General features: G+C 72.2%; 17 protein-coding genes and 1 pseudogene. 8 read left to right on the top strand and 10 right to left on the bottom strand.

The features are described from left to right. Window positions 1-52: 52 nt before the first annotated feature. The 3 genes from ABZ951_RS14595 to ABZ951_RS14605 are packed head-to-tail and all read right to left on the bottom strand — an operon-like array spanning window position 53 to window position 3,973. Window positions 53-2,119: an iron ABC transporter permease gene (locus tag ABZ951_RS14595; RefSeq protein WP_344089501.1), complete on the bottom strand. Its 2,067-nt coding sequence runs from the start codon at window positions 2,117-2,119 to the stop codon at window positions 53-55. 4 nt (window positions 2,120-2,123) lie between these two features. Further along, on the bottom strand, window positions 2,124-3,116 hold the full coding sequence (locus ABZ951_RS14600; RefSeq protein ID WP_344089502.1) for an iron-siderophore ABC transporter substrate-binding protein: 993 nt from the start codon (window positions 3,114-3,116) through the stop codon (window positions 2,124-2,126). Continuing rightward, complete coding sequence (locus ABZ951_RS14605; protein ID WP_344089503.1) at window positions 3,113-3,973, bottom strand: ABC transporter ATP-binding protein; 861 nt, start codon at window positions 3,971-3,973, stop codon at window positions 3,113-3,115. The genes ABZ951_RS14600 and ABZ951_RS14605 overlap by 4 nt, the downstream gene beginning before the upstream one ends. Before the next feature lie 497 nt (window positions 3,974-4,470). Here ABZ951_RS14605 and ABZ951_RS14610 point away from each other — a divergent pair, with 497 nt between their 5' ends. The 4 genes from ABZ951_RS14610 (at window position 4,471) to ABZ951_RS14625 (ending at window position 12,184) form a co-directional block, all read left to right on the top strand. After that, window positions 4,471-5,598, top strand: coding sequence for a tryptophan dimethylallyltransferase family protein (locus tag ABZ951_RS14610; RefSeq protein ID WP_344089504.1), 1,128 nt, complete (start codon window positions 4,471-4,473; stop codon window positions 5,596-5,598). Between the two features lie 73 nt (window positions 5,599-5,671). Continuing rightward, the gene (locus tag ABZ951_RS14615) at window positions 5,672-7,156 is read left to right on the top strand and encodes a tryptophanase (RefSeq protein WP_344089505.1); all 1,485 of its coding nucleotides are present in this window, start codon (window positions 5,672-5,674) and stop codon (window positions 7,154-7,156) included. Beyond that, entirely contained in the window at window positions 7,153-8,790 is a 1,638-nt protein-coding gene (locus ABZ951_RS14620; protein WP_344089506.1) for a carboxylesterase family protein, read from the top strand. The genes ABZ951_RS14615 and ABZ951_RS14620 overlap by 4 nt, the downstream gene beginning before the upstream one ends. A 232-nt stretch (window positions 8,791-9,022) precedes the next feature. Continuing rightward, window positions 9,023-12,184, top strand: a complete 3,162-nt coding sequence (locus tag ABZ951_RS14625) for an AAA family ATPase (protein WP_361279944.1) — start codon at window positions 9,023-9,025, stop codon at window positions 12,182-12,184. Window positions 12,185-12,258: 74 nt separating this feature from the next. Here the strand turns inward: ABZ951_RS14625 and arsB are convergent, their stop codons facing one another. Together arsB and ABZ951_RS14635 are read right to left on the bottom strand one after the other, a co-directional pair. Next, entirely contained in the window at window positions 12,259-13,332 is a 1,074-nt protein-coding gene (arsB, locus tag ABZ951_RS14630; RefSeq protein ID WP_344089508.1) for an ACR3 family arsenite efflux transporter, read from the bottom strand. Then, window positions 13,329-13,637 (bottom strand): metalloregulator ArsR/SmtB family transcription factor, encoded by a 309-nt coding sequence (locus tag ABZ951_RS14635; RefSeq protein ID WP_344089509.1) that lies wholly within the window; start codon window positions 13,635-13,637, stop codon window positions 13,329-13,331. The genes arsB and ABZ951_RS14635 overlap by 4 nt, the downstream gene beginning before the upstream one ends. 103 nt (window positions 13,638-13,740) lie before the next feature. Between ABZ951_RS14635 and ABZ951_RS14640 the strand changes: the two genes are divergently transcribed. The 3 genes from ABZ951_RS14640 (at window position 13,741) to ABZ951_RS14650 (ending at window position 16,935) form a co-directional block, all read left to right on the top strand. Next, window positions 13,741-14,154 carry an arsenate reductase ArsC gene (locus ABZ951_RS14640; protein ID WP_344089510.1) on the top strand — a complete coding sequence of 138 codons (414 nt, stop codon included), beginning with the start codon at window positions 13,741-13,743 and terminating at the stop codon, window positions 14,152-14,154. 629 nt (window positions 14,155-14,783) lie between these two features. Then, window positions 14,784-15,389: a carbonic anhydrase gene (locus ABZ951_RS14645; protein ID WP_344089511.1), complete on the top strand. Its 606-nt coding sequence runs from the start codon at window positions 14,784-14,786 to the stop codon at window positions 15,387-15,389. A gap of 61 nt (window positions 15,390-15,450) precedes the next feature. After that, window positions 15,451-16,935: a SulP family inorganic anion transporter gene (locus ABZ951_RS14650; protein WP_344089512.1), complete on the top strand. Its 1,485-nt coding sequence runs from the start codon at window positions 15,451-15,453 to the stop codon at window positions 16,933-16,935. Between the two features lie 97 nt (window positions 16,936-17,032). Here the strand turns inward: ABZ951_RS14650 and ABZ951_RS14655 are convergent, their stop codons facing one another. From ABZ951_RS14655 to ABZ951_RS14665, 3 genes are all read right to left on the bottom strand, one after another. Next, complete coding sequence (locus ABZ951_RS14655) at window positions 17,033-17,806, bottom strand: hypothetical protein (protein WP_361279948.1); 774 nt, start codon at window positions 17,804-17,806, stop codon at window positions 17,033-17,035. Window positions 17,807-18,269: 463 nt separating this feature from the next. After that, window positions 18,270-20,666: an excinuclease ABC subunit UvrA gene (locus ABZ951_RS14660; RefSeq protein ID WP_344089514.1), complete on the bottom strand. Its 2,397-nt coding sequence runs from the start codon at window positions 20,664-20,666 to the stop codon at window positions 18,270-18,272. Window positions 20,667-20,883: 217 nt separating this feature from the next. Beyond that, a complete protein-coding gene (locus ABZ951_RS14665; RefSeq protein ID WP_344089515.1) occupies window positions 20,884-21,306 on the bottom strand; it encodes a VOC family protein in 423 nt (140 codons plus the stop codon). Window positions 21,307-21,453: 147 nt separating this feature from the next. Here ABZ951_RS14665 and ABZ951_RS14670 point away from each other — a divergent pair, with 147 nt between their 5' ends. Then, a complete protein-coding gene (locus ABZ951_RS14670) occupies window positions 21,454-22,230 on the top strand; it encodes an NAD(P)H-binding protein (RefSeq protein WP_344089516.1) in 777 nt (258 codons plus the stop codon). A gap of 81 nt (window positions 22,231-22,311) precedes the next feature. Here ABZ951_RS14670 and ABZ951_RS14675 read toward each other — a convergent pair. After that, a pseudogene (locus tag ABZ951_RS14675) lies at window positions 22,312-22,469 on the bottom strand (threonine--tRNA ligase); the annotation flags it as partial. Window positions 22,470-22,747: 278 nt separating this feature from the next. Then, the gene (gene argG / locus ABZ951_RS14680; protein ID WP_344089517.1) at window positions 22,748-24,196 is read right to left on the bottom strand and encodes an argininosuccinate synthase; all 1,449 of its coding nucleotides are present in this window, start codon (window positions 24,194-24,196) and stop codon (window positions 22,748-22,750) included. Between the last annotated feature and the right edge of the window lie 85 nt (window positions 24,197-24,281).

Here is a 24,281-nt window from a genome sequence, read left to right on the forward strand (position 1 = left end):
AGCCCTCTTCGGGCTCCCCGGCTTCGTCGGAGCGGGTGACGGCGTCCGCGTTCTACCGGCGCCCGCGCATGAGCAGGTGGAGGAAGTACGGCGTGCCGATGACCGCCGTCATCAGTCCGGCGCCCAGCTGGGCCGGCGCGATCACGGTGCGGCCCAGCAGGTCCGCGGTGCAGACGAGCACGGCGCCCAGGAGCACCGAGACGGGCACCACCCGGACGTGCCGGCGGCCCACCAGGGCCCGGGCCGCGTGCGGGGCCACGAGCCCCACGAAACCGATCATGCCTGCCGCCGCGACGGCGGTGGCGGCCAGCAGGACGCTCAGCGCGAGGAAGGCCAGGCGCCCCCGTGCCAGATCGAGCCCCAGGAGCCTGGGGGTGTCCTCGTCGAGCGATACGAGGTCGAGCTCGGTGCGCCGCAGGACCGCGACGAGCACGCCCACGGCGAGCACGGCGGCGAGCGGTGCCACGTCCGGCAGGGTCCGCCCGTAGGTGGAGCCCGACAGCCAGGTGAGGGCCTTCGTCGCGTTGAAGGGGTCGGTGAGCACGATGATCAGGCTGATCAGGGCCGAGGTCCCGGTGGCGGCGCCGAACCCGACGAGAACGAGGCGGTTCTGCTGGAAACCGCCCCGCGCCGCGAGTCCGAAGACGACGACGGATATGAGCGCGGCGCCCGCGAACGCGGCTCCGGCGATTCCCCACGAGCCGACCGACGGCACCGTTGTCACGACGAGCACGGCGCCGAGGGAGGCTCCGCCGGAGACGCCCAGGGTGGCGGGCTCCGCGAGCGGATTGCGGGTCACGGCCTGGACGAGCGTCCCGGCCAGGGCGAGCGCCGCGCCCGCGAGGAGCGCCGCGAGGACCCGGGGCACGCGGGTGTCGAGGACGAAGCCGACGGTCCGGCCCGCCCTGCCCTGGGCCCAGTTCACCACGTCGCCCAGCAGCAGTTTGCTGTCGCCCAGCAGGACGGCGGCGATCGTCACGCCGACGAGCGCCACGACCAGTCCAGCGGTGACGGCCAGGAAGACGGCCCTGCTCCTGATGCGCAGCCGGTCGGTCGCGGTGACCCCGGCGGTGTCCTTGACCCGGGTGGCCATCACGATCAGGAGCACGGCGCCGGCGACGCTGGTGGCGACGCCCGTCGGCACGGCGACGGCCACGTCCGCCGGCACGAGGGCGCGCAGGACGACGTCCGAGCCGAGGACCAGCACCGCACCGGCCAGGCCCGCGACCGGGATGCCCGAACGCGCGCGGGTGAACGCGCGGACCCTGCGGGCGAGCGGACGGACGAGGGCGGGGGCGCACAGGCCGACGAAGCCGATCGGTCCGGCGAGCGTGACGGCCGCCGCGGAGAGCAGGGTCGCCAGCACCACCACCGTGACGCGGGTGCCGCGGACGGGGACGCCCAGGCCGCGGGCGGCGTCGTCGCCGAGCGCCAGGGCGTCGACGCGGCGGGCGACGAGCAGCAGTCCGACGAGGCCGATGAGGCCGACCGGGGCCGTCTGGAGCACGGCGTCGAACCCGTGCTGGGCGATGCTGCCCTGGTTCCACTGGTAGAGGCCCTCGGTCTGCTGGGGGAACAGCAGGAGCAGCCCCTCGGTGACGGCGGTCAGGCCGAGGGTGAGGGAACTGCCGGCGAGCACGAGCCGTACGGCGCCCGTGCCCGGGCCGGACAGGCCGAGCACGACGGCCGCCGCCGCGAGGCCGCCGGCGAACGCGACGCCGGAGTGGGCGAAGAAGGGGAGCGAGACGCCGGTGACCGAGACCAGCCCGAGGGCCAGGTAGGAGCCGGCGTTGACCGCGAGGGTGTCGGGCGAGGCGAGGACGTTGCGGCTGACCGCCTGGAGGGCGGCGCCCGCCATGCCGAGGACGACGCCGACGAGCAGCCCCGCGGCCATCCTCGGCAGCCGGGAGGAGACGACGACGGACGCGTCGCCCGGGTCCGCCCGGCCGGTGAGCGCCTTCCAGACTTCGGAGGCGCCCACCGCGGCGGTGCCCTGCGTGATGTCGGTGAGCGCGAGGCCCACGAGGAGGAGGACCAGAACGGTCACCGCCGCGGCCGCGCCCGTCCGGGAGGCGGCCGCCGGCGGACGGGTGGCGGGAGGTGAGGCGGTGACGGTCACGGTGCTACTTCTTCTTCAGGGCCTCGACGACGGAGTCGGCGTACTTGCCCATCGACTGGGGGCCGCCGAACATCCAGATGCCGTCGGGCAGCCGGTGGACGTTGCCCTTCTCCACGAACGGCAGCGACGTCCAGGCGGAGTCCTTCGCGAGCACGCCGGCGAACGGGGTGCTGTTCTTGTCGCCGTCGCTGCCGATGTAGGCGAACTGCACGTCGTCGTCGAGCTTGGTGAGGCCCTCGACGTCGGTGGAGCCGAGCCCGTAGCTCTTGTCACCCTCGACGGTCCAGGCGTTCTTCAGGCCGAGCTTCTCGTTGACCGCTCCGATGAGCGAACCGCCGGTGAACGGCCGGATCGAGACCTGGTTGGAGACGACGTAACCGTCGGCGAAGGCGTACTTCGCCCCGGCGTGACCGGCGTCGGCGAGCGCCTTCTTGCCGCCGTCCAGCTTCGCCTGGAAGTCCTTCTTGAGCTTCTCGGCCTGCTGCGTGGTGCCGGTGGCCTTGGCTATGAGGTCGAGGTTCTTGGTCATCTGCCCGATCGGGTCGGCGGCGTCGGCGGCGCGCACCTCCAGGACCGGGGCGACCTTGCGCAGCTGCTTCACGACGGCCGGCTTGAGGTCGTCGGTGGCGACGATGAGGTCCGGCGCCATGGCGGCGATGGTGTCCGTGCTCGGCTCGCCGCGGGTGCCGATGTCCTTGGGCTCGTTCTTGAGCGGGGCCGCGGTGTTCCAGGTCTTGTAGCCCTTGACGTCGGCGACGCCGGCGGGGTCGACGCCCAACGAGACCAGGCTCTCGACGACGTTCCACTCGGTGCCGACGACCTTCTTGGCCGGGCCGTCGAGCTCCACCTTCGCGCCCTTCGCGTCGGTGAGGGTGATGGGCTCGGCGGTCTTCTTGGTGTCGGTGTCGGTGTCGGCGGCGGGCTCGGACGTCCCGCAGGCGCCGAGGGTGAGCACTGCGGTGGTAGCGGCCGCCGCGGCCAGGAGGAAGCGTCTCATGAGGTGGTGCTGAGCCTTTCGATTCGCGAGTGGTGCCGGCCGATCGCGCGGGTGCGCAGCCGGCCCGTGAGGGGGTCGTTGTCGACTTCGATGCGGATGCCGTACGTGTCGGTCAGTTGCTGCGGTGTCAGTACGTCCTCGGGGAGGCCGTCGGCGATGATCCGCCCCTTGTGGAGCAGGGCGATCCGGTCGGCGACGGCCGCGGCCTGGTCGAGGTCGTGCAGGACGACACCGACGGCGATGCCGTGGTCGTCCGCCAGGTCGCGCATGAGGTCGAGGAGTTCGACCTGGTACCGCAGGTCGAGGTAGGTCGTCGGCTCGTCGAGGAGCAGGACGCCGGTCTCCTGCGCGAGGCAGCCGGCGAGCCAGACGCGCTGGAGCTGGCCTCCGGAGAGGTGCTCGGCGCCGCGTTCGGCGAGGTCCCCGATGCCCGTCATGGCGAGCGCGCGGTCCACGGCGGCCCGGCCCCCGGGGTCCGCCTTGCCCCAGCGGCCCTGGTGCGGGTAGCGGCCGAACTCCACGACGTCCCGCACGGTCAGCCCGCTGGGGGTGGGGCGCCCCTGGGTCAGCAGGGCCACGCGCCGTGAGAACTCGCGGGGGGACAGCGCGAGGCCGTCGGTGTCCGCGTCGATGACGAGCGTCGCGGTCCGGGGCCGCTGCAGCCGCGCGAGGGTGCGCAGGAGCGTCGACTTCCCGCTGCCGTTCGGACCCACGAGGACGGTCACCTCGCCGGGCCGCAGCGTCAAGGACGCGTCGTGCACGACGTCTACGCCCTCGTACGCCACGGTGACACCCGTGGCCGACAGCTCATGGCCGTGGGGACGCCGGGTACCGGAGGTCTCTTCAGCAACTTTCACGCTGCGAAGGTTAGCCTAACCTTAGGGCGGCTTAAAACAGGTGTCGACAGCTAATACAAGGCGAGTTTTCGCCATATTCGCGGAGGTTATGGCTGTTCCAGTGGATCGCGGCGCCTCCCCGTCGCCATCCCCTCGCCATGGCTGCGGCTCCGGCTGCGGCTGCTCCGGCGATCGAGGAGCGGGCCGCCCCCGCCACCGGGTGCGGCGCCGCACCCGCCGGCCCGCCGGGCCGCTACCGCTTTCCGCCGCGCGCGATCCGCATCTGCCCGGGACTCCCGAGGCCGGCGGGCCCGGCAGTGCGCCCAGCGCATCGGGCGCCCGTGGCCCAGGGCCGGGCGGCCGCGCTCCGGACGCCCGGCCGGGCGCGGACCTGCGGGGGGCGCCGGCGTCGCGCGGGCACGCCGTCGGTTCGCGAGTTCGGATCCGGCGGTCGCCGGATCCGAACTCGCGCCTTACCTGTACAGCGAAGTACACGGCGCGAAACAAGGGAGCCAGTCATGACCACCACCGGCCATTCCCCCGGCACGACCTCCCGGACACGGCCGTCCGCGGCGACGCTGGGCGGCCTCCTGGGCGAGCAATTGCGCAGGCTGTGCCACGTCGCGGGAGTGGCCGACCCCGCGCGGGCGTACCGGAGTTCCCTGCGCGACCTCCTCGGGCCCGCCGCGCAGCGTCCGCTGGTGGCGGCGCCTCCGTCACCGTCCGCCGTATCCGACGACCACACGCCCGCGGAGTTCTCCCTGGCGATGCCCGGCAGCGGCCCGCCGAGCGTACGGGTACTGGCCGATCCCGGCTGCACGGCGTCCGGTCTCGCGGCCGGCGGCCGGGTCGGCCGGGAGGCTCTGGAGCGGCTGGCGAGGCGGTGGGGGTTCTCCACCGGGCCGCTGCGCCGGATCGAGGACCTCTTCTTCCCCGCCGCACCCGAGGGGACCTTCGCCCTCTGGTGCGCGATGGAACTGCGGCAGCGTGAGGGCCCCGGCTTCAAGGCGTACGTGGATCCCGCCGCCCAGGGCCCGGGGCGGTCGGCACAGGTGGTCGAGGAGGCCCTGGCGCGACTGGGGTACGGGCGGGCGTGGCCGGCGCTGCGGCGGCACGCGGCGGCCCGGTTTCCCGACGCCGACCGCTTCGCGTTCTTCGCCGTGGACCTGGGGTTCTGGACGGCACCGCGCGTCAAGGTCTACGTCGCTCACCACGGCTTCGGCAGCGATGAAGTCCGGCGCTTCGCCAGCCTGTTGCCGGACGGCGCACCCCAGCAGGTGGCGGACTTCTGCCGTGTCGTCGGCGGCACGGACCGCTTCGACCGCCACCCCCTGGTGTCGTGCTTCTCCTTCACCGCGGACGACCCGCACGCTCCCGGCGGGTACGCCCTGCACGTACCCGTGCGGGATTACGCCCCGGACGACCGGGTCGCCCGCGACCGCGCCATGGCCGTGATCCTCCGCCTCGGCATCGCCCCCGGCTTCCTCGACCGGGCACTGGCCGCCATGACGAGCCGCCGTCTCTCCGACGGCGTGGGGCTGATCTCGTACCTCTCGCTCACGCAGGAGGGTCGCCGGCAGCCGAGGGTGACCGCGTACCTCTCGCCCGAGGCCTATCAGGTCGGCCGCCCGCGGCACGCGTCGTAGAAGGTGCGCTCCGCCTCATCGCGCGTCCGCCGGCCGGGCCGCGCGCCACTCGCCGCCGAAGGAGCAGCAGCCCATGGAGCCGTACCGGATCAAGGTCGTCGAGCCGATCGCGTCGACGACGCGCGAGCAGCGCCGCGAGGCGCTGGTCCGCGTGCACTACAACCTCTTCGGCCTCCGGGCGGACGAGGTCACGATCGACCTGCTCACGGACTCGGGAACGGGAGCGCTCTCGGCCGCGCAGCTCGCCGCGTGTGTGAGCGGGGACGAGTCCTACGCGGGCTCGCGCTCCTTCCTCCGTTTCCACCGAGCGGTGGAGGCGTTGACGGGGTATCCGCACATCCTGCCCGTCCATCAGGGCCGGGCCGCGGAGCGCGTCCTCTTCTCCACCCTCCTGAAGCCCGGACACATCACCCTCAGCAACACCCACTTCGACACCACGCGCGCCAATGTCGAGCTCAACGGGTGCACAGCACTCGATCTGCCCTGTGCGGAGGCGCTGGACCTCGACAGCGACGAGCCGTTCAAGGGCAACATCGACGTGGCGCGGCTCGAGAAGGCGCTGGGCGGCCCGGAGGCCGGCCGGATCGCACTGGTGATCATGACGCTCACCAACAACGGCGGCGGGGGCCAGCCCGTCTCCATGGACAACCTCTCCCGGGCGGCCGATCTGTGCCGCAGCGCAGGGGTGCCGATCGTCCTGGACGCGGCGCGGTTCGCCGAGAACGCCTGGCTGGTCACCCGTCACGAGCCGGCCTACCGGGGCCACAGCCCCCGGCAGGTCGCCGAGGAGGCGTTCGCCCTGGCCGACGGTTGCCTGATGAGCGCGAAGAAGGACGGCATCACCCATATCGGCGGCTTCCTAGGGCTGCGTGACGCGGAGCTCGCCCGGCGCTGCGAGCAGCTCCTCGTCGCCACGGAGGGTTTCCCCACCTACGGCGGGCTCGCCGGCCGCGACCTGGACATGATCGCCCAAGGACTGGCCGAAGTGACCGAACCGGAGTACCTCCAGTCACGCGCGGACGCCTCCCACCACCTCGCCCGGCTGACGCGCGCGGCGGGCATCAGCCTGGTCGAACCGCCCGGCCTCCACGCCCTCTACCTCAACGCGGGCCGCCTGCTGCCGCACATCCCGCCGCACCAGTACCCGGGTCACGCCCTCGCCTGCCGGCTCTACCTCGAAGGCGGCATCCGGTCGGTGGAACTCGGCTCCCTCTACCTCGGCAAGGAGGACGCCCAGGGCCGTCCGATCACCACGGCGCCGTACGAGCTCCTGAGGCTCGCGCTCCCCCGCAGGACCTACACGCGCGACCATCTGGACCATGTCGGCGAGGTCCTCGCACGAACGGCCGAGAGTGCCGACCGGATCCCCGGGTACCGCATCACCGAGCAGCCCCCGGCCCTCCGGCACTTCCGCGTCAAGCTCGCGCCCCTGCCTCTCCCGCCGACGCAGTCCCCGCTCCGGACCGGCGTCCCCCGCCCGGCCGCGGCCCGCAGGCCGGCGGTAGAGGAGACCACCACAGCTTCAGCACCACCCGACCCAGGAGACGATGGACGATGACAGCGAAACGAGCCGCGGCCGCCGCGGCCCTGGCCGGGGTAGCGCTGCTCACCACGAGCGCGGTCCCGCCACAGCCCGGCACCGCCTCCCCGCGCAGCGCCGACGCGGGGGCGGGCTCCGGCACGGTGACGGCCCGGACGGACAAGGGCGAGGTGCGCGGCGTCCGTTCCGCCGGTCACCGGATGTTCCGCGGCATCCCTTACGCGGCGGCGCCGAAGGGCGAGCACCGGTGGGCCTCCCCGCGCCCGGCGAGCCCCTGGAAGGGCGTCCGGGACGCCTCCGAACCGGGGCCGCTCTGCCCGCAGGTGCCGTCCGCGTACGCGAAGCTCGCCAGCCAGGAGGAGGACTGCCTGGTCCTGGACGTCACCGCCCCGGCCAAGGCCGCCCGGCACCGCGCGCCGGTGCTGGTGTGGATCCACGGCGACGGCACCGTCGGCGGCGGCCGCTTCTTCGACGCCCGCCGGCTCGCCGACCGCGGGCTCGTCGTCGTCACGATCAACTACCGCCTCGGGGTCTTCGGGGGCTTCGCCCACCCGGGCCTGAAGGGTTCGGGGACGTTCGCGCTGCAGGACCAGCAGGCGGCGCTGCGGTGGGTGCGGGCCAACGCGGCCGCGTTCGGCGGCGATCCCCGCAACGTGACCGTGGCCGGCTCGTCCTTCGGCGCGGCGTCCGTCACCGCACACCTCACCTCCCCCGCCGCACGCGGGCTGTTCCACCGGGCCGCCCTCTCCAGCGGCGAAGGCATGATGGACATGCCCGCCGGAACCATGGGAGAGGGCGTGCCGGCGTACCCGTGGTACATCTGGCGCACCACCCGGGAGATGAGCGACACCGGGCGGGCCACGGCCTCGGCGCTGGGCTGCACCGCGGCCGATCCTGCGGCGGCCCTGCGCTGCCTGCGCGCTCTCCCGGTCAAGAAGGTGCTCGCGGTCCCGCACATCATGAGCGCCTTCCAAGCCTTCGCCTTCGGCAACGAGACCCTGCCCGAACTGCCGGAGAAGGCCCTGCGGGAGGGCCGCTTCCACCGGGTGCCGGTCCTGTCGGGAGCGACGCGCGACGAGCACCGTCTGTTCGTCGGCCTGGCCTACGACGCCTCCGGGCGCACCTTCACCGCCGAGCACTACGAGCAGGCGGTCGCAACGGCGTTCGGCAAACACAAGGACGCCGTGCTCGCCGCGTACCCGCTGAAGAACTTCCCCTCCCCCGCCCTGGCCTGGTCCACCGTCGTCACGGACCGCATGTGGGCCCGGGGCACGTACGCGCAGCACACCGCTCTCGGACGTCATGTGCCCACGTACGCCTACGAGTTCGCCGACCGCGGCGCGCCGATGTACCTGCCGCTGCCGGGCGGGTTCGACTTCGGGGCCTACCACGCGTCCGACACGCCGTACCTGTTCGAGGACAAGGAGGCGCAAGCGCTCTTCACCCCGGCGCAGTCGCGGCTCTCGGACACCATCACCGACCACTGGGCCGCGTTCGCCGCCACCGGCACCCCGAACCGGCGGGGCCTGCCCGTGTGGCCCAGGTTCACTCCCGGGGCCGGGGCCCGTACGCACAGCCTGGCCCCGGACCGGTTCACCGACATCGACTACGCGGCCGAGCACAACCTCGGCTTCTGGCACCGCATGCCGTGAACCTGGGACGGCAGATCGGCAGCTCGGCAGCTCGGCAGCTCGGCTCGGCAGCTCGTCGATGCAGCGGTGACGCGAGCGCGGCGGGGAGAACCCGGCGGCATCCGGTCACATCACCTACCCAACCCGGTCGCAACTCCCCGCAATGCGGACCAGAGCGGGAAGAAGTGACCTTTCCCCCCTTACGGTGCCGCCCTGCGCTACGGTCGGCCCATGCTCTCCTCCCACGAGGCCCATGCCGGTTCCCGCCCCTGACACCCGGCCGTCGCTGCTCGGACGGGACCACTGGCTGCGTGTGCTGCGTGCTCACATCGACCGGGCGAGCAGCGGCAGTGGCGGGCTGGTCCTGGTCACCGGCGAGGCGGGGATCGGCAAGACCTCTCTCGTCGGCCGCGCGATCCAGGAAGGTGAGAGCCGCGGCCTGTGCGTCCTGCGCGGTTCCTGCTGGGATGCGGACAGCACGCCGGGGTACTGGCCGTGGACGCAGGTCTTCCGGGGGCTTCGGCGCGGCGCCGGGGAGGGCGACGGGGAGGCCGGGGCGGGCACCGCTCTGCCGGCCCTCCTGGGCGCATGTGCGACGGACGGGCAGACGGACCGGTTCCAGCTGTTCGACGCGGCCACCACACAGCTCAGCGCGGCCTCGCGGCAGCGGCCGGTGCTGGTGGTGCTGGAGGACCTGCACTGGGCGGACCCGGCCTCGGTCGGACTGCTGGATTTCGCGGCCCAGCACATCCGCTTCGAGCGGCTCCTGATCCTGGCCACCTGCCGGGACGCGGAGATCGAGCGGCCGGGCCACCCTTTGCGTCCCCTGTTCCGCTCCCTCGCGACCCGGGCGACCACCGTGCCGCTGACGGGCCTGGGAGAGGCGGACGTCGCGGAGCTGATGCAGCGCACGGCGGGCACGCGGCCGGCCGAGGACGTCGTCGGCGAAGTGCGCCGCCGTACCGGCGGCAACCCGTTCTTCGTGCAGGAGGCGGCGAGGCTGTGGGCGGCCGGCCACGCGGTCACCGCGATCTCACCGGGCCTGCGGGCCTCTCTCGAACAGCGCCTTTCGCTGCTGGCCCCGCCCGTGGCCGAGTGTCTGGGCGCGGCCTCCGTTCTGGGGCGGCAGTTCCGCCCGGGCACGCTGGCGCGCGTCCTCGGCGCCCCCTCCGCGCAGGTCGCACAGTGGCTCGCCGAGGCAGTGGACGCCCAGTTGGTCGAGCGTGCCGAGGGCGCGGGCTTCGCCTTCAAGCACGATCTCGTACGCGAGACGCTGTACGACGCCCTGGGAGCCGACCGCGCCCGCCGCCTCCACGCGGCCGCCGTCGCGGCGCTGCGGGATGCCGGGTCCGCGCAGTCGGGAGCGCGTCCGACGGAGCTGGCCCACCACGCCTACCTCGCCTTCGAGGAGCTGGACCGCGACGAGGCCGTGGCCCTGCTGGTGTCGGCCGCCCGGGACGCGGAGAGCCGAGTGGCCCAGGAGGAGGCGGCCGGTCACTTCGCACGTGCTCTGGAGCGGGCCGGTGAGAAGCCCGGCCCCGGGAGGGTCCTGCTCGCCCTCGATTTCGGGCTGTCGCTGCAACTCGTCGGCGACCACGAGCGCTCGTGGGCCGTCTTCGCCGACGCCGTCCGGCTCGCCGAGGGCCTGGCCGACCCGCTGCTGGTGGGCCGGACGGCACTCACTCTCTTCGGGGCGGACGGCCAGGGCGACACAGGGCTGTTGAAGAGCCGCGCCCTGCACCGGGCACACGCCCTGCTCGTTCCGGGGCCTCCTGCCGAGCCGGCCCTCGACGTCTCGCAGTCGCGGCTGGCCCGGGAGGTGGCCCGCCGGGTCGTCGCCGCCGCCCGCGCGGCGGGCGACGACGACGCCCTGCACATCGGGCTGTGGGCACGGTTGCAGGCGGAGTGGGGGCCCCGGGTCGTGCGGGACCGCCCCGCCCTGGCCCAAGAGCTCATCGCGGTGGCACGCCGCCGCGGGGACCGGTGGACGGAGCATGTCGCGATGTCCATGCTGTGGGTCGCCGCGCTGGAGGCCGACGACCCGCGGTTCCTGGAGCATTTCCACGCCATGGTGGAGGTCGCCGCCGCGAGCGGCTCACCCAGGATGCGGCTGACCGCCGTCATCGACCGCAGCGTCGTCGACGCGGTGACGGGCCGCTTCACCGAGGCCGCGCACCTGCTCGACACCGCCGTCTCCTTGAGCGGTTCCCCGGCCGGTTACTACCAGTACTTCACCTTCCACCACCGCTGGGCCCTGCTCCTGCTGCGGGGCAGGTTCACCGAGGCACGAGCCCTCCACGGGGAATTGCGCGAGCACGGGCACCCGTACGTGGACCTCTTGGAGGCCATCACGGAGCTGGAGGCGGGCGAAGGCCCCACGCTGCCCGTTCCCCGGCCGGGGGCCGGCGCGAGCGGTGACACCGTCCTGCACCACAGCGTCACTCCCCTGTGGCTGCGCTATCAGGCCCAGAGCGCCGCGGCTTCCGGGGACCGGGCGTGGTGCGAGCAGGTACGGAACGCCCTCTCCCCGTACACGGGGCAGTGGCTGGTCTCGCTCTACGGCTGGGACGTCAGCGGGCCCGCGTCCCTGTGGACGGGTGTCCTCGACGCGGCGCTGGGGCAGTGGGACTCCGCGGTGCGACAGCTCGCGGCGGCCAAGCGGTCCGCCGATCGCCTGCACGCCCGTCCCTGGTCGGTACGGGCGGGACTCGAACTGGCCGCGGCCATGTCGGCACGAGCGGCCGGGAGCCCGGAGGCCGCCATGCTGCTCCGGGAGGCGACAGCGGAGGCGCGCCGGCTCGGGATGGGCCATCTGGTCGAGCGCGCCGACTCCCCCCTCAGCGTCCGGCCGCCGCGCGAGGCGCCGCCGGCCGACGAGTTCCGCCGGGACGGAAGCGTCTGGCGCCTCACCTTCCGCGGCCGTACCGTCCACGTCCCGGACGCGAAGGGACTGCACGACCTGCACTGCCTGCTCGGCCGGCCGGGCGAGGACATCGCCGCGGCACGGCTGCTCGATCCGCACCACGACACCACCGCCGAGGCGGCGGGCGCCATGGGGGCCGACGACATCCTGGACGAGGAGACGAAGCGGCGCTACCGCCTGCATCTCCAGCGGCTGGACGCGGAGATCGACCAGGCAGTCAAGCTGGGCGACGACAGCCGCGCGGCCGCGTACGACCGGGAACGGGCGGCGCTGCTGGAGGAACTGCGCCGCTCCACCGGTCTGGCCGGCCGGTCGCGCAGGCTGGGCGACGCGAGCGAACGCGCGCGCAAGAACGTCACCGCCCGGATCCGCGACACGCTGCGCCGGCTGGACGAGCGGCATCCCGAACTCGCGGCACACCTGCGGGAAGCCGTCTCGACCGGTACGACGTGCCGGTACGCTCCGGACGCGGAGATCCGCTGGCGGTTGTGAGCGGGTGCGACATCGCCGGGGCGCCGGGGCGCCGGGGCGCCGGGGCGAACCCCAGCGGCTGCCCGCCTGGTCCGTCAGGTGAACTTCCGTCGCCACGCCAGGGATACGTAGACCAGGGCGACCAGGACGGGGACCTCGATGAGAGGGCCGACGACGCCGGAGAGGGCCTGGCCACTGGTGACGCCGAAGGTGGCGATGGCGACGGCGATGGCCAGTTCGAAATTGTTGCCCGCCGCCGTGAACGCCAGGGTCGCCGTGCGGTCGTAGGCCAGGCCGACGGCCTTGCCGAGGGCGAAGGTGCCGAACCACATGATCGCGAAGTAGGCGAGCAAGGGCAGCGCGATACGCGCGACGTCACCGGGACGGGACGTGATGGTCTTTCCCTGGAGCGCGAAGAGGATCACGATCGTGAACAGCAGCCCGTACAGGGCCCACGGGCCGATCTTCGGCAGGAACCTCGCCTCGTAGCCCGTCCGGCCCATCTTCCGCTCGCCGAGGCGGCGGGTGAGGAAGCCGGCCAGCAGGGGGACCCCGAGGAAGATGACGACGTTGAGGGCGATCTTCCACAGGGAGATGTCGAGGTGCTCGCCGTCGCCCAGGCCGAGCAGGCCGGGGAGCAGGTCGAGGTAGAGCCAGCCGAGCAGGCCGAAGGCCACGACCTGGAAGACGGAGTTCAGGGCGACCAGGACGGCGGCGGCTTCGCGGTCGCCGCAGGCGAGGTCGTTCCAGATGATGACCATGGCGATGCAGCGGGCCAGGCCGACGATGATCAGGCCGGTGCGGTACTCGGGCAGGTCCGGCAGGAAGGTCCAGGCCAGGGCGAACATCACCGCCGGGCCGAGGACCCAGTTAATGACCAGCGACGAGACCATCAGCTTCTTGTCGCCGGTGACGGCGTCGAGCCTGTCGTAGCGGACCTTGGCCAGCACCGGATACATCATGATCAGCAGGCCGGCGGCGATGGGGAGCGAGATCCCGCCGATCTCGACCTGGGCCAGGGCGTCGTTCAGGCCGGGAACCAGGCGGCCCAGGCCGAGGCCGAGCCCCATGGCGATGAGGATCCACACGGCGAGGAAGCGGTCGAGGGTGGAGAGCTTCGCGACGACGGAGGCGGCCTCCGTGGTGGCCGGGGCGTCGGTGCGGGTCACGGGCAGGACCTCTTCCGGCCGGCGGCACCGCGGGCCTGCTCGGCCAGCTCGGTGAACTGCCCGGCAAGGGCGGCGATGACCTCGGGCTTCAGCCGGTAGTAGGTGAACCGCCCGCAGGGCTCGGTCTCCACGACCCCCGCCTCGCGCAGCACCTTCAGGTGGTTGGAGAGGTTGGTCTGCCGTGCGCCGGTCTCCTCGACGAGGTGCGTGGTGCACAGGGTCTCGTGGGCGAGCAGGGTCACGATCTTCAGCCTGAGCGGGTCCGCGAGAACCCGCATTAGATCAGTATCGACTGACGTCATCATGGACTGATATTCTCACATCAGCGGCGACTGATGCCAGGGATGCCGGGTCGCGCTTCCCCCCTCTGCGAGACACCCCCCATCCGCGAGACAAGAGAGACTCCCCATGTCCGAGAAGCCCTCCGTTCTCTTCGTCTGCGTCCACAACGCGGGCCGCTCCCAGATGGCCGCCGCATGGCTGACCCACCTGGCGGGCGACCGCGTCGAGGTCCGCTCCGCGGGCTCCGCCCCGGCCGACAGCGTCAACCCGGCGGTGGTCGAAGCCATGCGTGAGGTCGGCATCGACCTCACGTCCGAGACCCCGAAGGTCCTCACCGTCGACGCCGTCCGGGCGTCGGATGTCTGCATCACCATGGGCTGCGGTGACGTCTGCCCCGTCTTTCCGGGCAAGAGGTACCTGGACTGGAAGCTCGAGGACCCGGCCGGCCAGGGCGTCGAGGCCGTCCGCCCGATCCGTGACCGGATCAGGGTTCTGGTCGAGGACCTGATCGCCGAGATCGCCGCCGAGAAGAGGCGGTGACCGGCGGAGAATCACGAACTCGAGCCGATCACATCGCCGCGCGAGCGACACAGCGGGTCGGGCGGCGCTCGGCCGCAACGGCCGGACGCGCCTTTCCCCGCCCCCCTCATCGATGCCGACAACCGGCGGCTCGTGGTTGCTGATAGCCACCCTCACCCCAGAAGCGCACGCCCCCGGCGCACGCAAGGCGAGAGTGCGCCAATTACCCAGCTAAAAGCACTACTTGGGCATTCCTTGACCTGAGACCGTTCAGGTAATCTGCGGGCAAAGACATCGCGGCCGTCGAGCAGCCCGCCGACGGCACCGGCCCTGACACCGCGGAAGCGCGACACGCAGCCGCGGACGACCACTGCCGGAGAGGTGTGTGCCGACGGAATGCCGGCGGGATCCGCTCAGGCATCAGCACCGGCCCACCCGGTGCGGCCCGGATCGCAGGTGTTCCCCGCGTCACCAACGCGCCCCGCTCCGCCGTTCGTTGCAGTCCGCGCCTGTGCGCTCCGCACCGCAAGACGGCCGGCGTCGAGACGCCGGCCGGGAAGCCCCACGGAGGGCCTCCGCACACCGTCCGATGATGACCTTGAGCACACCGCGCTCCGGAGGATCGTCCGGGGCGCAGGAGGAAGGCCACCATGCAGACCCTGGTAGAGAACGCCCGATCGTTCCCCCTGCGCGTAGCCGAGCGCGCCGAGGAGTTCCGCGCCCTGGAGACCGGCCAGTGCCCGGACGTCCTGTTCATCACCTGTTCCGACTCGCGCGTGGTGCCCTCACTGATCACCGGCGCGCGCCCGGGTGAGCTCTTCGAGCTGCGGACGGCCGGCAATATCGTGCCGGAGTACCGCAACGACCGTCCGGCCGGGGAGACGGCCACCGTCGAGTACGCGGTGCGCGTGCTGGGCGTACGGAACATCGTGGTGTGCGGGCACTCCCATTGCGGCGCGGTCAGCGCCCTGGTCAAGGGCGAAGACCTCTCCGCCGTGCCGGCCGTGCGCGGCTGGCTGGAGCGGGCCGCGCCACAGGCTGTGCGGGAAGCAGCGGCCTGTTCCCCCGACCTGGCGGAGGCGGTGCAGCGGAACGCGGTCGCCCAGGTCCAACGGCTGAGGGCCTACCCCTGTGTGCGGGAGCGGGTCGAGCGGGGAGAGCTGTCCGTGCACGCCTGGTACTACGAAGTGCACACCGGGGTGGTGCGAGCGCACCGCCCGGAGCCGGCCGGGTGCGGACACTTCCTTCCGCTGTGACCCGCCCACGGCTCGCGGGCCCTCCCCGTTCCCTCCTCACCCGCAGCGAAAGGACATCACCATGTTCTCCTTCCGCGTAGACCCGGGCGTCCTGCGGCGTGACGTGCTGGCCTCGCTCGTCGTGTTCCTGGTCGCCGTGCCCCTGTGCGTGGGCGTGGCCGTCGCTTCCGGGGTGCCCGCTGAACTGGGGCTGGTCACCGGCATCGTCGGCGGCCTGGTCGTCGGTGCCCTGCCCGGCAGCAAGCTCCAGGTCAGCGGCCCCGCCGCCGGTCTGACGGTCCTGGTCTTCGAAGCCGTCCAGGAATTCGGTCTCGGCACCCTCGGCGCCATCGTCCTCGCCACCGGCCTGTTCCAGCTGGCCCTGGGGGCCCTCGGGGTGGGCCGGTGGTTCAGGGCGATCTCGGTCGCCGTCGTCCAGGGCATGCTCACCGGCATCGGGCTGATCCTGCTGTTCGGCCAGCTCTACACCATGGCCGGCGCCAAACAGCCACGCTCGGGGCCGGCGAAGATCGCCGGCATACCGGGGCTGGTAGCGGACATCGCCACCAGCGGCCGGGCCCTGACCGCCTTCGCGGTCGGCGCGGGCACCATCGCCGTGCTCGTCCTGTGGAAGCGGGCCCCGGCCGCGCTCCGCACGGTCCCCGCGCCGCTCGCCGCGGTCGCCCTGGCCACCGCCACGACGGCTCTGGGCGGCCTGCCGGTCGCCCACGTCGAAGTCCACGGGCTGCTCCAGGCCGTCCAGCCTCCCGGAGCGGACGGCTTCACGTCGCTGGCGAGCCTGGCCGCCGTGAGCACGGTGTTCGCCTTCACCCTGATCGCCTCGGCGGAAAGCCTGTTCAGCGCCGCCGCCGTCGACCGCATGCACGACGGGCCCCGCACCGACTACGACAAGGAACTCATGGCCCAGGGCGTGGGCAACACCGTCTGCGGTGTTCTCGGCGCCCTGCCCCTGACCGCCGTCATCGTCCGCAGCTCGGCGAACGTCCGGGCCGGTGCCAAGACGGCGCTGTCCCGCTTCCTGCACGGGGTATGGCTGCTGCTGTTCGCCGCTCTGCTCCCGGCGGCGATCGGCATCATCCCCCTGGCCGCGCTCGCCGGTGTCCTCATCCACGCGGGCTGCAAGCTCGTCCCCGTGAAGGAGCTGCTCCCCCTGTGGCGCGACCACCGCGGTGAAGCCCTCGTGCTGGCCGTCACCGCCCTCGCCATCGTCACGACCAACATGTTCGAAGGCGTTCTCCTCGGCTTGCTGCTCGCCGTCGTCAAGGCGGCCTGGGAGACCTCCCGCGTCCATCTCCATGTCCACGAGCCGGCCGACGGTCCTCTCACCGTGACCGTCACCGGCAGCGCGACGTTCCTGCGTCTGCCGCAGATCCTCGGCACGCTGGAGAACCTGCCCGCCGACCAGCCGGTCGAGCTGGACCTCTCCCGGCTGCACCACCTCGACCACGCGTGCCGCATCGCCTTCGACAACTGGACGGAGCGCCAGGGCATCGCGAGGAGAGTGCCTCAGGGCCCGGTGGTGCGGCCCGTGCCCGCCCGGCGCTGAGCGAGGTCGACGGCAGCCGGTTCCGCGAGCAGGAGGGCGCCCGCGCAGAGTGCGCGCGGTCCTCCTGTCGCGGAACGCGGCAGGCGCCGGCAGCCGGTTACGGCTCGACCGTGACCGGCTTCTCGGCGCGCAGGTCGCTGACGAAGCCGTCCTTGACCACGCGCGTCCAGTAGGAGTGCGTGCGCTCCCCGGCCGGGATGTCGGCGTTACGCTCCAGCTTGCGGTCCATCGAGGTGGCACCGGCCGGGACGTCGCGCTGGAAGGTGTAGGGGTGCCAGATGCCGATCTCGCTGCTGTAGAAGGGCTTGCGCTCCATCAGCATGACCTGGTCCGGGCTGCCCTGCGCGGGCTTCCAGCTGACGCGGACGGTGGCCGGGTCGAGGCGGTCGACGGACGTCAGCGCCGGCGCCTTGGGGATCACCGAGGAGGCGGCGGGCTTGATGTCGCTGCTGCGGATCGTCCGCGGCACCGAGGAGTCGTAGCCGTCCGGGTTCTCCAGCTTCCCCGTGACGCGGAGCACGGTGGGGGTCTGGGTCTGGCCGCCCGCGCACGCGTCGACCTGGGTGACTTGGTGCCACGTGCCGGAGAACCTCACGAAGTCCTCCTTCTGGATCGGCAGCTCCCGGGTGGCGCCGCCGAAGACCCCGCTCACGGAGTAGACGTAGCGGGAGTCGTCGGAGCGGACCACCTGGTAGCTGCACCGGTCCACGGCCGCGGCGCGCGCGGTGACCGCCGACCGGGCCGCCGTCGCGGCGGCGGCCCGGTCGGCAGCGGGGCCCGACGAGACCGCCGTGGCGACGCCTGCGCCCGAGGCGAGGGCCCCGAGACTCAGCGCGCAGGTGGTGATCGCGGTGGCTATGCGAGAGGGCATGCATCCTCCAGTGACATCCAACGGCTCGCGGGGAGCCGACGAGCAGATGACGTGCTGGGCCGGCCCCGGCCTCTCGCGGGCCCGGGCACGGACAGACCTCCGGCGCGGGGCACCCCTGGACGGGGGACGACCTTGATCGGGATCACCGACCAGGGCTGGACGCTACCGGCAACTGACGGTCAAGAAGAAGTCAAAGTCTGGTAAATCGAATGCTTTGCGTCAACTTTCCTCGGCCGACACCCGCAGTTCGGCAGCCGGTACCGACGCGGGCGGCCCACCCGGCAGCCGGGTGGAGCCGGACGTGGTCCGTGCTGCCGGACCGCCCGGGGATCCGGCGGGAGGAGTTCGTCGCAGGGCCACGAGGCCGAGGACGATGGCGCGAAACCATGCCTCGACCTCGGGCGACGCGGGTGACTCCGGTGGCTCGGGTGGCGCAGGTGGCTCGGGTGAGGAGTAACTGCCGTCAGACGCCCACGTAGGCCGCGAGGTGCTCACCGGTGAGGGTCGAGCGGGCGGCGACGAGGTCGGCGGGTGTGCCTTCGAAGACGATCCTGCCGCCGTCGTGGCCGGCACCGGGGCCGAGGTCGACGATCCAGTCGGCGTGCGCCATGACCGCCTGGTGGTGCTCGATGACGATGACCGACTTGCCGGAGTCGACGAGCCGGTCGAGCAGGCCGAGCAACTGCTCGACGTCGGCCAGGTGCAGACCGGTGGTCGGTTCGTCGAGTACGTAGACGAGGCGGTCGCCGCTCTTCTCGCCCATGCGGGCGGCCAGCTTGAGCCGCTGCCGCTCGCCGCCGGACAGCGTGGTGAGCGGCTGGCCGAGGCTGACGTAGCCGAGTCCGACGTCGGCGAGCCGTTGCAGGATCTTGTGCGCGGCCGGGGTGCGCGCCTCACCGGCGGCGAAGAACTCCTCCGCCTCGGTCACCGACATCGCGAGCACCTCGCTGATGTCACGGCCGCCGAGGTGGTAGTCGAGGACCGACGCCTCGAACCGCTTGCCCTCGCAGTCCTCGCAGGTGCTGGCGACGCCGGCCATCATCGCCAGGTCGGTGTAGATGACACCGGCGCCCTTGCAGGTGGGGCAGGCGCCTTCGGAGTTGGCGCTGAACAGCGCCGGCTTCACGCCGTTGGCCTTCGCGAAGGCTTTGCGGATCGGGTCGAGCAGTCCCGTGTACGTCGCCGGGTTGCTCCGCCGCGATCCGCGGATCGCCCCCTGGTCGACCGACACCACCTCCGCTCCGGCGGGGATCGACCCGTGCACGAGGGAGCTCTTGCCGGAGCCGGCGACGCCGGTCACCACGCAGAGGACCCCGAGCGGGAGGTCGACGTCGACGTTCCGCAGGTTGTGGGAGGTGGCGCCGCGGATCTCCAGCGTGCCGGCGGGCTTGCGCACCGTCTCCTTCAGGGCGGCCCGGTCGTCGAAGTGACGGCCCGTGATGGTGCCGCCGGTCCGCAGCCCCTCGACGGTGCCTTCGAAGCAGACGGCGCCGCCCGCCGTGCCGGCACCGGGGCCGAGGTCGACGACGTGGTCGGCGATGGCGATCGTCTCCGGCTTGTGCTCCACGACGAGCACCGTGTTGCCCTTGTCCCGCAGCCGCAGCAGCAGGCCGTTCATCCGCTGGATGTCGTGCGGGTGCAGTCCCGTGGTGGGCTCGTCGAAGACATAGGTGACGTCGGTGAGCGAGGACCCGAGGTGGCGGATCATCTTCACGCGCTGCGCCTCGCCGCCCGACAGCGTGCCCGAGGGCCGATCCAGCGACAGGTAACCGAGACCGATCTCCACGAACGAGTCGAGGGTCTGCCCCAGCGCGGTGAGCAGCGGCGCCACCGAGGGCTCGGCGAGGCCGCGGACCCATCCGGCCAGGTCGCGGATCTCCATCGCACAGGCGTCGGCGATGCTGACCTTCTTGATCTTCGAGGACCGGGCCGCCTCGCTGAGCCGGGTGCCGTCGCACTCGGGGCAGACGGCGAACGTCATCGCGCGCTCCACGAACGCGCGGACGTGCGGCTGCAGAGCGTCGATGTCCTTGGCCAGCATCGACTTCTGGATCTTCGGGATCAGCCCCTCGTACGTCAGGTTGATGCCGTCGACCTTGATCTTGGTCGGCTCCTTGTGGAGGAGGTCGTACAGCTCTTTCTTGGTGAACTTCCGGATCGGCTTGTCCGGGTCGAAGAAGCCGCAGCCGGTGAAGATGCGGCCGTACCAGCCGTCCATGCTGTAGCCGGGGATCGTGAGCGCGCCCTCGCCCAGCGACTTGCTGTCGTCGTAAAGCTGGGTGAGGTCGATGTCGGAGACCGTGCCCCGGCCCTCGCAGCGCGGACACATGCCGCCGGTGCGGTGGAAGGTCGCCTTCACGGCTTTCTTGGCTCCGCGCTCGACGGTGATCGCACCGCTCGCCCTGACCGAGGGGACGTTGAAGGCGTACGCCCCGGGCGGGCCGATGTGCGGCTTTCCGAGCCGGCTGAAGAGGATGCGCAGCATCGCGTTGGCGTCGGTGGCGGTGCCGACCGTGGAGCGCGGGTCGGCGCCCATTCGCTGCTGGTCGACGATGATCGCCGTCGTCAGCCCGTCGAGTACGTCGACCTCGGGGCGCGCCAGCGTCGGCATGAAGCCCTGCACGAAGGCGCTGTACGTCTCGTTGATCAGCCGCTGCGACTCCGCGGCGATCGTGTCGAACACCAGCGAGCTCTTGCCGGAGCCGGAGACGCCGGTGAACACCGTCAGCCGGCGCTTGGGGATCTCGATGCTGACGTCCTTGAGATTGTTCACGCGCGCGCCGTGCACACGGATCAGGTCGTGGCTGTCGGCATCGTGCAGCTCGGACGACTGTCCGTCCGCCCTCTTGGCCGTGCTCATCGGGTCTCCCTCTGCCGGACGGGGCCGTCTCCGCGGGCTCCGTCGTCATCACCGGGCTCGATCTAACCAAGCTTCGCGTCGTACGTCCGTTCTTTGACCGGCACGGAGGCTGTGGCCCGTGGCTGCGCTGCGGAGTCGGTTCGGACGGTCGTGGGGTGCCCGGGCATGACGATCAGGCGGCTGGTGAGCGACACCGATGCCGAGATGCCGACCGGTGTCAGGCCGGTCGGGTACGGCGCTGGGCGAAGCGCACCATGTTGCCCGCGGGGTCGCGGAAGGCGCAGTCGCGGACGCCGTAGGGCTGGTCGACCGGCTCCTGCAGCACTGCGGCGCCGGAGTCCCGGACGCGCTCGAAAGTGGCGTCACAGTCGTCGGTCGAGAAGATCACGCCGCGCAGCATGCCTTTGGCCAGCAGCTCCGACACGGCCTGTCTGTCGGCAGGCGCGGTGTTCGGGTCCGCGGCGGGCGGCTCCAGCACGATATCCACACCGGGCTGCGCCGGCGAGCCGACGGTCACCCAGCGCATCCCCTCGAACCCGACGTCGTTGCGCACCTCGAGCCCGAGAACGTCCCGGTAGAAGGCGAGCGCCTGGTCGTGGTCGTCGACGGCGATGAAGCATTGCGAGAGTCTGATGTCCATACACCTCACGCTACGGGCGGGGCACGCGCTCCGCTTCTCCGCTCCTGCCGGGCCGCGAGTCGTATCGTCGACCTGGATGTCACATCCGGGAGCCCTGCCGTGTCCTTGCTTCTGACAGCGCAATCAGCCCCTGGAGGTAAGGAAGCGATGGACAGGCCGATCCTGGTAACCGGCGGCACCGGCACCCTCGGCCGTGCCCTCGTGGCGCGGCTGCTCGCCGGCGGGGTGAGCGTCCGTGTGATGAGCCGTCGGCCGCGGCGGGCGGATGACGACCGGCCGTGCGAGTGGGCGGTCTGCGACCTCGCCCGTGGTGCCGGTCTCGACGCCGCTCTGGCGGATGTGCGGGCGGTGGTGCACTGCGCGACCGATCTCCGTAACGATGTGGCGGCCACCCGGCGGCTGACCGAGGCCGCACGGCGTACCGGCAACCCGCATCTCGTCTACATCTCGATCACCGGAATCGACGAAGTGCCCCTCCCCTATTACCGGGCGAAGCTGAAGGCGGAGCGGCTCATTCAGGAATCAGGGCTGCCGTGGACCGTTCTGCGCACCACGCAGTTCCACGATCTGGTGGCGGCCTTCACCACCGTCCAGCGCCGGCTTCCGCTGGTTTTCACACCGCGTGGCGTACGTTTCCAGCCCATCGAGGTGACGGAGGTCGCCGACCGCCTGGCGGAGCTCGCCCGGGCGGCACCGGCCGGGCGGGTGCCCGACATGGCGGGGCCCGAGGTGCGGGACGCCCGCGATCTGGCGCGCGCCACGCTCCGTGCGGCGGGCCTGCGCCGGCGCGTCGTCCCGGTGCCGCTGCCGGGCAAGATCATCCGAAGCCTGCGGGCGGGCGCCAACCTCGCCCCGGACCGGGCCGTGGGCACGGGGACGTTCGAGGAATACCTGGCCGCCCGGGCGCGGGCGGGGCAGCGGTGAGGAAGGTCCGCTTCCCCGGCCGGCCGCGCCGGTCCTCGCGACCGGCACCGTCCGAGCCGCGGGCCGGCGCCGCCCGCGGCTCTTCGGACCGTAGAACGCGGCCTCGCCGCGGCCACCTCGCAGGGCAGACCGGAGCGGTCCAGGACCTCGGTCAGCAGGGCGGTCGATCGCTGCCACTTCTCGGGGGCGGCGATGTACTTGCCGCCGGGGCCGGAGAGGGAGAGCCGGTAGCGGGTCGGTGTCGAACAGGCCCAGCTCGCGGCTGAGTTTGCGGTGGTCGTGCATGGCGGTCTCCTCGCGGTCATCGGGCGAGTGGCCGCACGGCGAAGCCCCGGGGCACTCGCCCCGGGGCTTCGGACTGAGACGTTCGTCAGCGCGCCGGGACATTCTCCGGCGTTGTCGTCATAGCGGCGCGCTTCATGCCGCGGACGTCAGCAGGCACCGTGGTGCCTGCACGATCTTTTTCCGTCGGGCCTCTCGGGTCCGTCGGCACCAGACCCATCGCCCGCCGCTTCCGTCAGTCGGTGCCGAACTCCATCGCGGCACGGTCGAGCATCTCGTCGTCGCCCTCGGCCTTGCCCCGGGAGGCGATGACCTCGGCTCCGCCCTCCGGCATCGCGCCGATCAGCCCCGTCGAGGCCGCCTGGGCGGCGCCCATGAGCGTCGCGTGCGTATTGCCGACGATGCCCAGGCTCGCGTACTGCTCCAGCTTGGCGCGGGAGTCGGCGATGTCGAGGTTGCGCATGGTGAGCTGACCGATCCGGTCCACCGGGCCGAACGCGGAGTCCTCGGTGCGCTCCATGGACAGCTTGTCCGGGTGGTAGCTGAACGCCGGGCCGGAGGTGTCCATGACCGAGTAGTCCTCGCCGCGCCGCAGCCGCAGCGTCACCTCGCCGGTGACCGCCGCGCCCACCCAGCGCTGCAGCGACTCACGGATCATCAGCGCCTGCGGGTCGAGCCAGCGGCCCTCGTACATGAGGCGGCCGAGGCGCCGGCCCTCGTTGTGGTACTGCGCGAGGGTGTCCTCGTTGTGGATCGCGTTGACCAGGCGCTCGTAGACGGCGTGCAGCAGCGCCATGCCCGGGGCCTCGTAGATGCCGCGGCTCTTGGCCTCGATCACCCGGTTCTCGATCTGATCGGACATGCCCATGCCGTGGCGGCCGCCGATGGCGTTGGCCTCCATCACCAGGTCGACGGGGGTGGCGAACTCCTTGCCGTTGATCGTCACCGGGCGGCCCTGGTCGAAGCCGACCGTCACGTCTTCGGCGGCGATCTCGACGCCGGCGTCCCAGAACCGCACACCCATGATCGGGTTGACGGTCTCGACGCCGGTGTCGAGGTGCTCCAGCGTCTTGGCCTCGTGCGTGGCGCCCCAGATGTTGGCGTCGGTGGAATACGCCTTCTCGGTGCTGTCCCGGTAGGGGAGGCCGTGGGCGAGCAGCCACTCCGACATCTCCTTGCGGCCGCCGAGCTCGGTGACGAAGTCCGCGTCGAGCCAGGGCTTGTAGATCCGCAGGTGGGGGTTGGCGAGCAGGCCGTAGCGGTAGAACCGCTCGATGTCGTTGCCCTTGAACGTCGAGCCGTCGCCCCAGATCTGCACGTCGTCCTCGAGCATCGCCCGGACCAGCAGGGTGCCGGTGACGGCGCGGCCGAGCGGCGTCGTGTTGAAGTAGGCGCGACCGCCCGAGCGGATGTGGAACGCGCCGCAGGTGAGCGCGGCCAGGCCCTCCTCGACCAGCGCCGCACGGCAGTCGACCAGGCGTGCGATCTCGGCGCCGTACGCCGCGGCGCGGCCGGGCACCGACGCGATGTCGGGCTCGTCGTACTGGCCGATGTCGGCGGTGTAGGTGCACGGGACGGCACCCTTGTCGCGCATCCACGCGACCGCGACGGAGGTGTCGAGGCCGCCGGAGAAGGCGATGCCGACGCGTTCGCCGGTGGGCAGGGAGGTGAGAACCTTGGACATAGGAAGAGTATGCATGATCACGCATGAACATGCAATGACGGGCGTCCGGTGGCTGCACGGAGCGAAGGACGGGCCCCGGCGCGCC

The organism is Streptomyces sp. NPDC046215 (genome assembly GCF_040646215.1).
GTDB lineage: Bacteria > Actinomycetota > Actinomycetes > Streptomycetales > Streptomycetaceae > Streptomyces > Streptomyces stramineus.

What these genes read in the sequence shown, in the direction of transcription:
- ABZ951_RS14650 (WP_344089512.1), top strand. Translation starts at nt 15,451, where the DNA reads ATGTTCTCCTTCCGCGTAGACCCGGGCGTCCTGCGGCGTGACGTGCTG.
- ABZ951_RS14660 (WP_344089514.1), bottom strand. Translation starts at nt 20,666, where the DNA reads ATGAGCACGGCCAAGAGGGCGGACGGACAGTCGTCCGAGCTGCACGAT.
- ABZ951_RS14620 (WP_344089506.1), top strand. Translation starts at nt 7,153, where the DNA reads ATGACAGCGAAACGAGCCGCGGCCGCCGCGGCCCTGGCCGGGGTAGCG.
- argG (WP_344089517.1), bottom strand. Translation starts at nt 24,196, where the DNA reads ATGTCCAAGGTTCTCACCTCCCTGCCCACCGGCGAACGCGTCGGCATC.
- ABZ951_RS14610 (WP_344089504.1), top strand. Translation starts at nt 4,471, where the DNA reads ATGACCACCACCGGCCATTCCCCCGGCACGACCTCCCGGACACGGCCG.
- ABZ951_RS14635 (WP_344089509.1), bottom strand. Translation starts at nt 13,637, where the DNA reads ATGATGACGTCAGTCGATACTGATCTAATGCGGGTTCTCGCGGACCCG.
- ABZ951_RS14625 (WP_361279944.1), top strand. Translation starts at nt 9,023, where the DNA reads ATGCCGGTTCCCGCCCCTGACACCCGGCCGTCGCTGCTCGGACGGGAC.
- ABZ951_RS14665 (WP_344089515.1), bottom strand. Translation starts at nt 21,306, where the DNA reads ATGGACATCAGACTCTCGCAATGCTTCATCGCCGTCGACGACCACGAC.
- ABZ951_RS14615 (WP_344089505.1), top strand. Translation starts at nt 5,672, where the DNA reads ATGGAGCCGTACCGGATCAAGGTCGTCGAGCCGATCGCGTCGACGACG.
- ABZ951_RS14645 (WP_344089511.1), top strand. Translation starts at nt 14,784, where the DNA reads ATGCAGACCCTGGTAGAGAACGCCCGATCGTTCCCCCTGCGCGTAGCC.
- ABZ951_RS14640 (WP_344089510.1), top strand. Translation starts at nt 13,741, where the DNA reads ATGTCCGAGAAGCCCTCCGTTCTCTTCGTCTGCGTCCACAACGCGGGC.
- ABZ951_RS14600 (WP_344089502.1), bottom strand. Translation starts at nt 3,116, where the DNA reads ATGAGACGCTTCCTCCTGGCCGCGGCGGCCGCTACCACCGCAGTGCTC.
- ABZ951_RS14670 (WP_344089516.1), top strand. Translation starts at nt 21,454, where the DNA reads ATGGACAGGCCGATCCTGGTAACCGGCGGCACCGGCACCCTCGGCCGT.
- ABZ951_RS14655 (WP_361279948.1), bottom strand. Translation starts at nt 17,806, where the DNA reads ATGCCCTCTCGCATAGCCACCGCGATCACCACCTGCGCGCTGAGTCTC.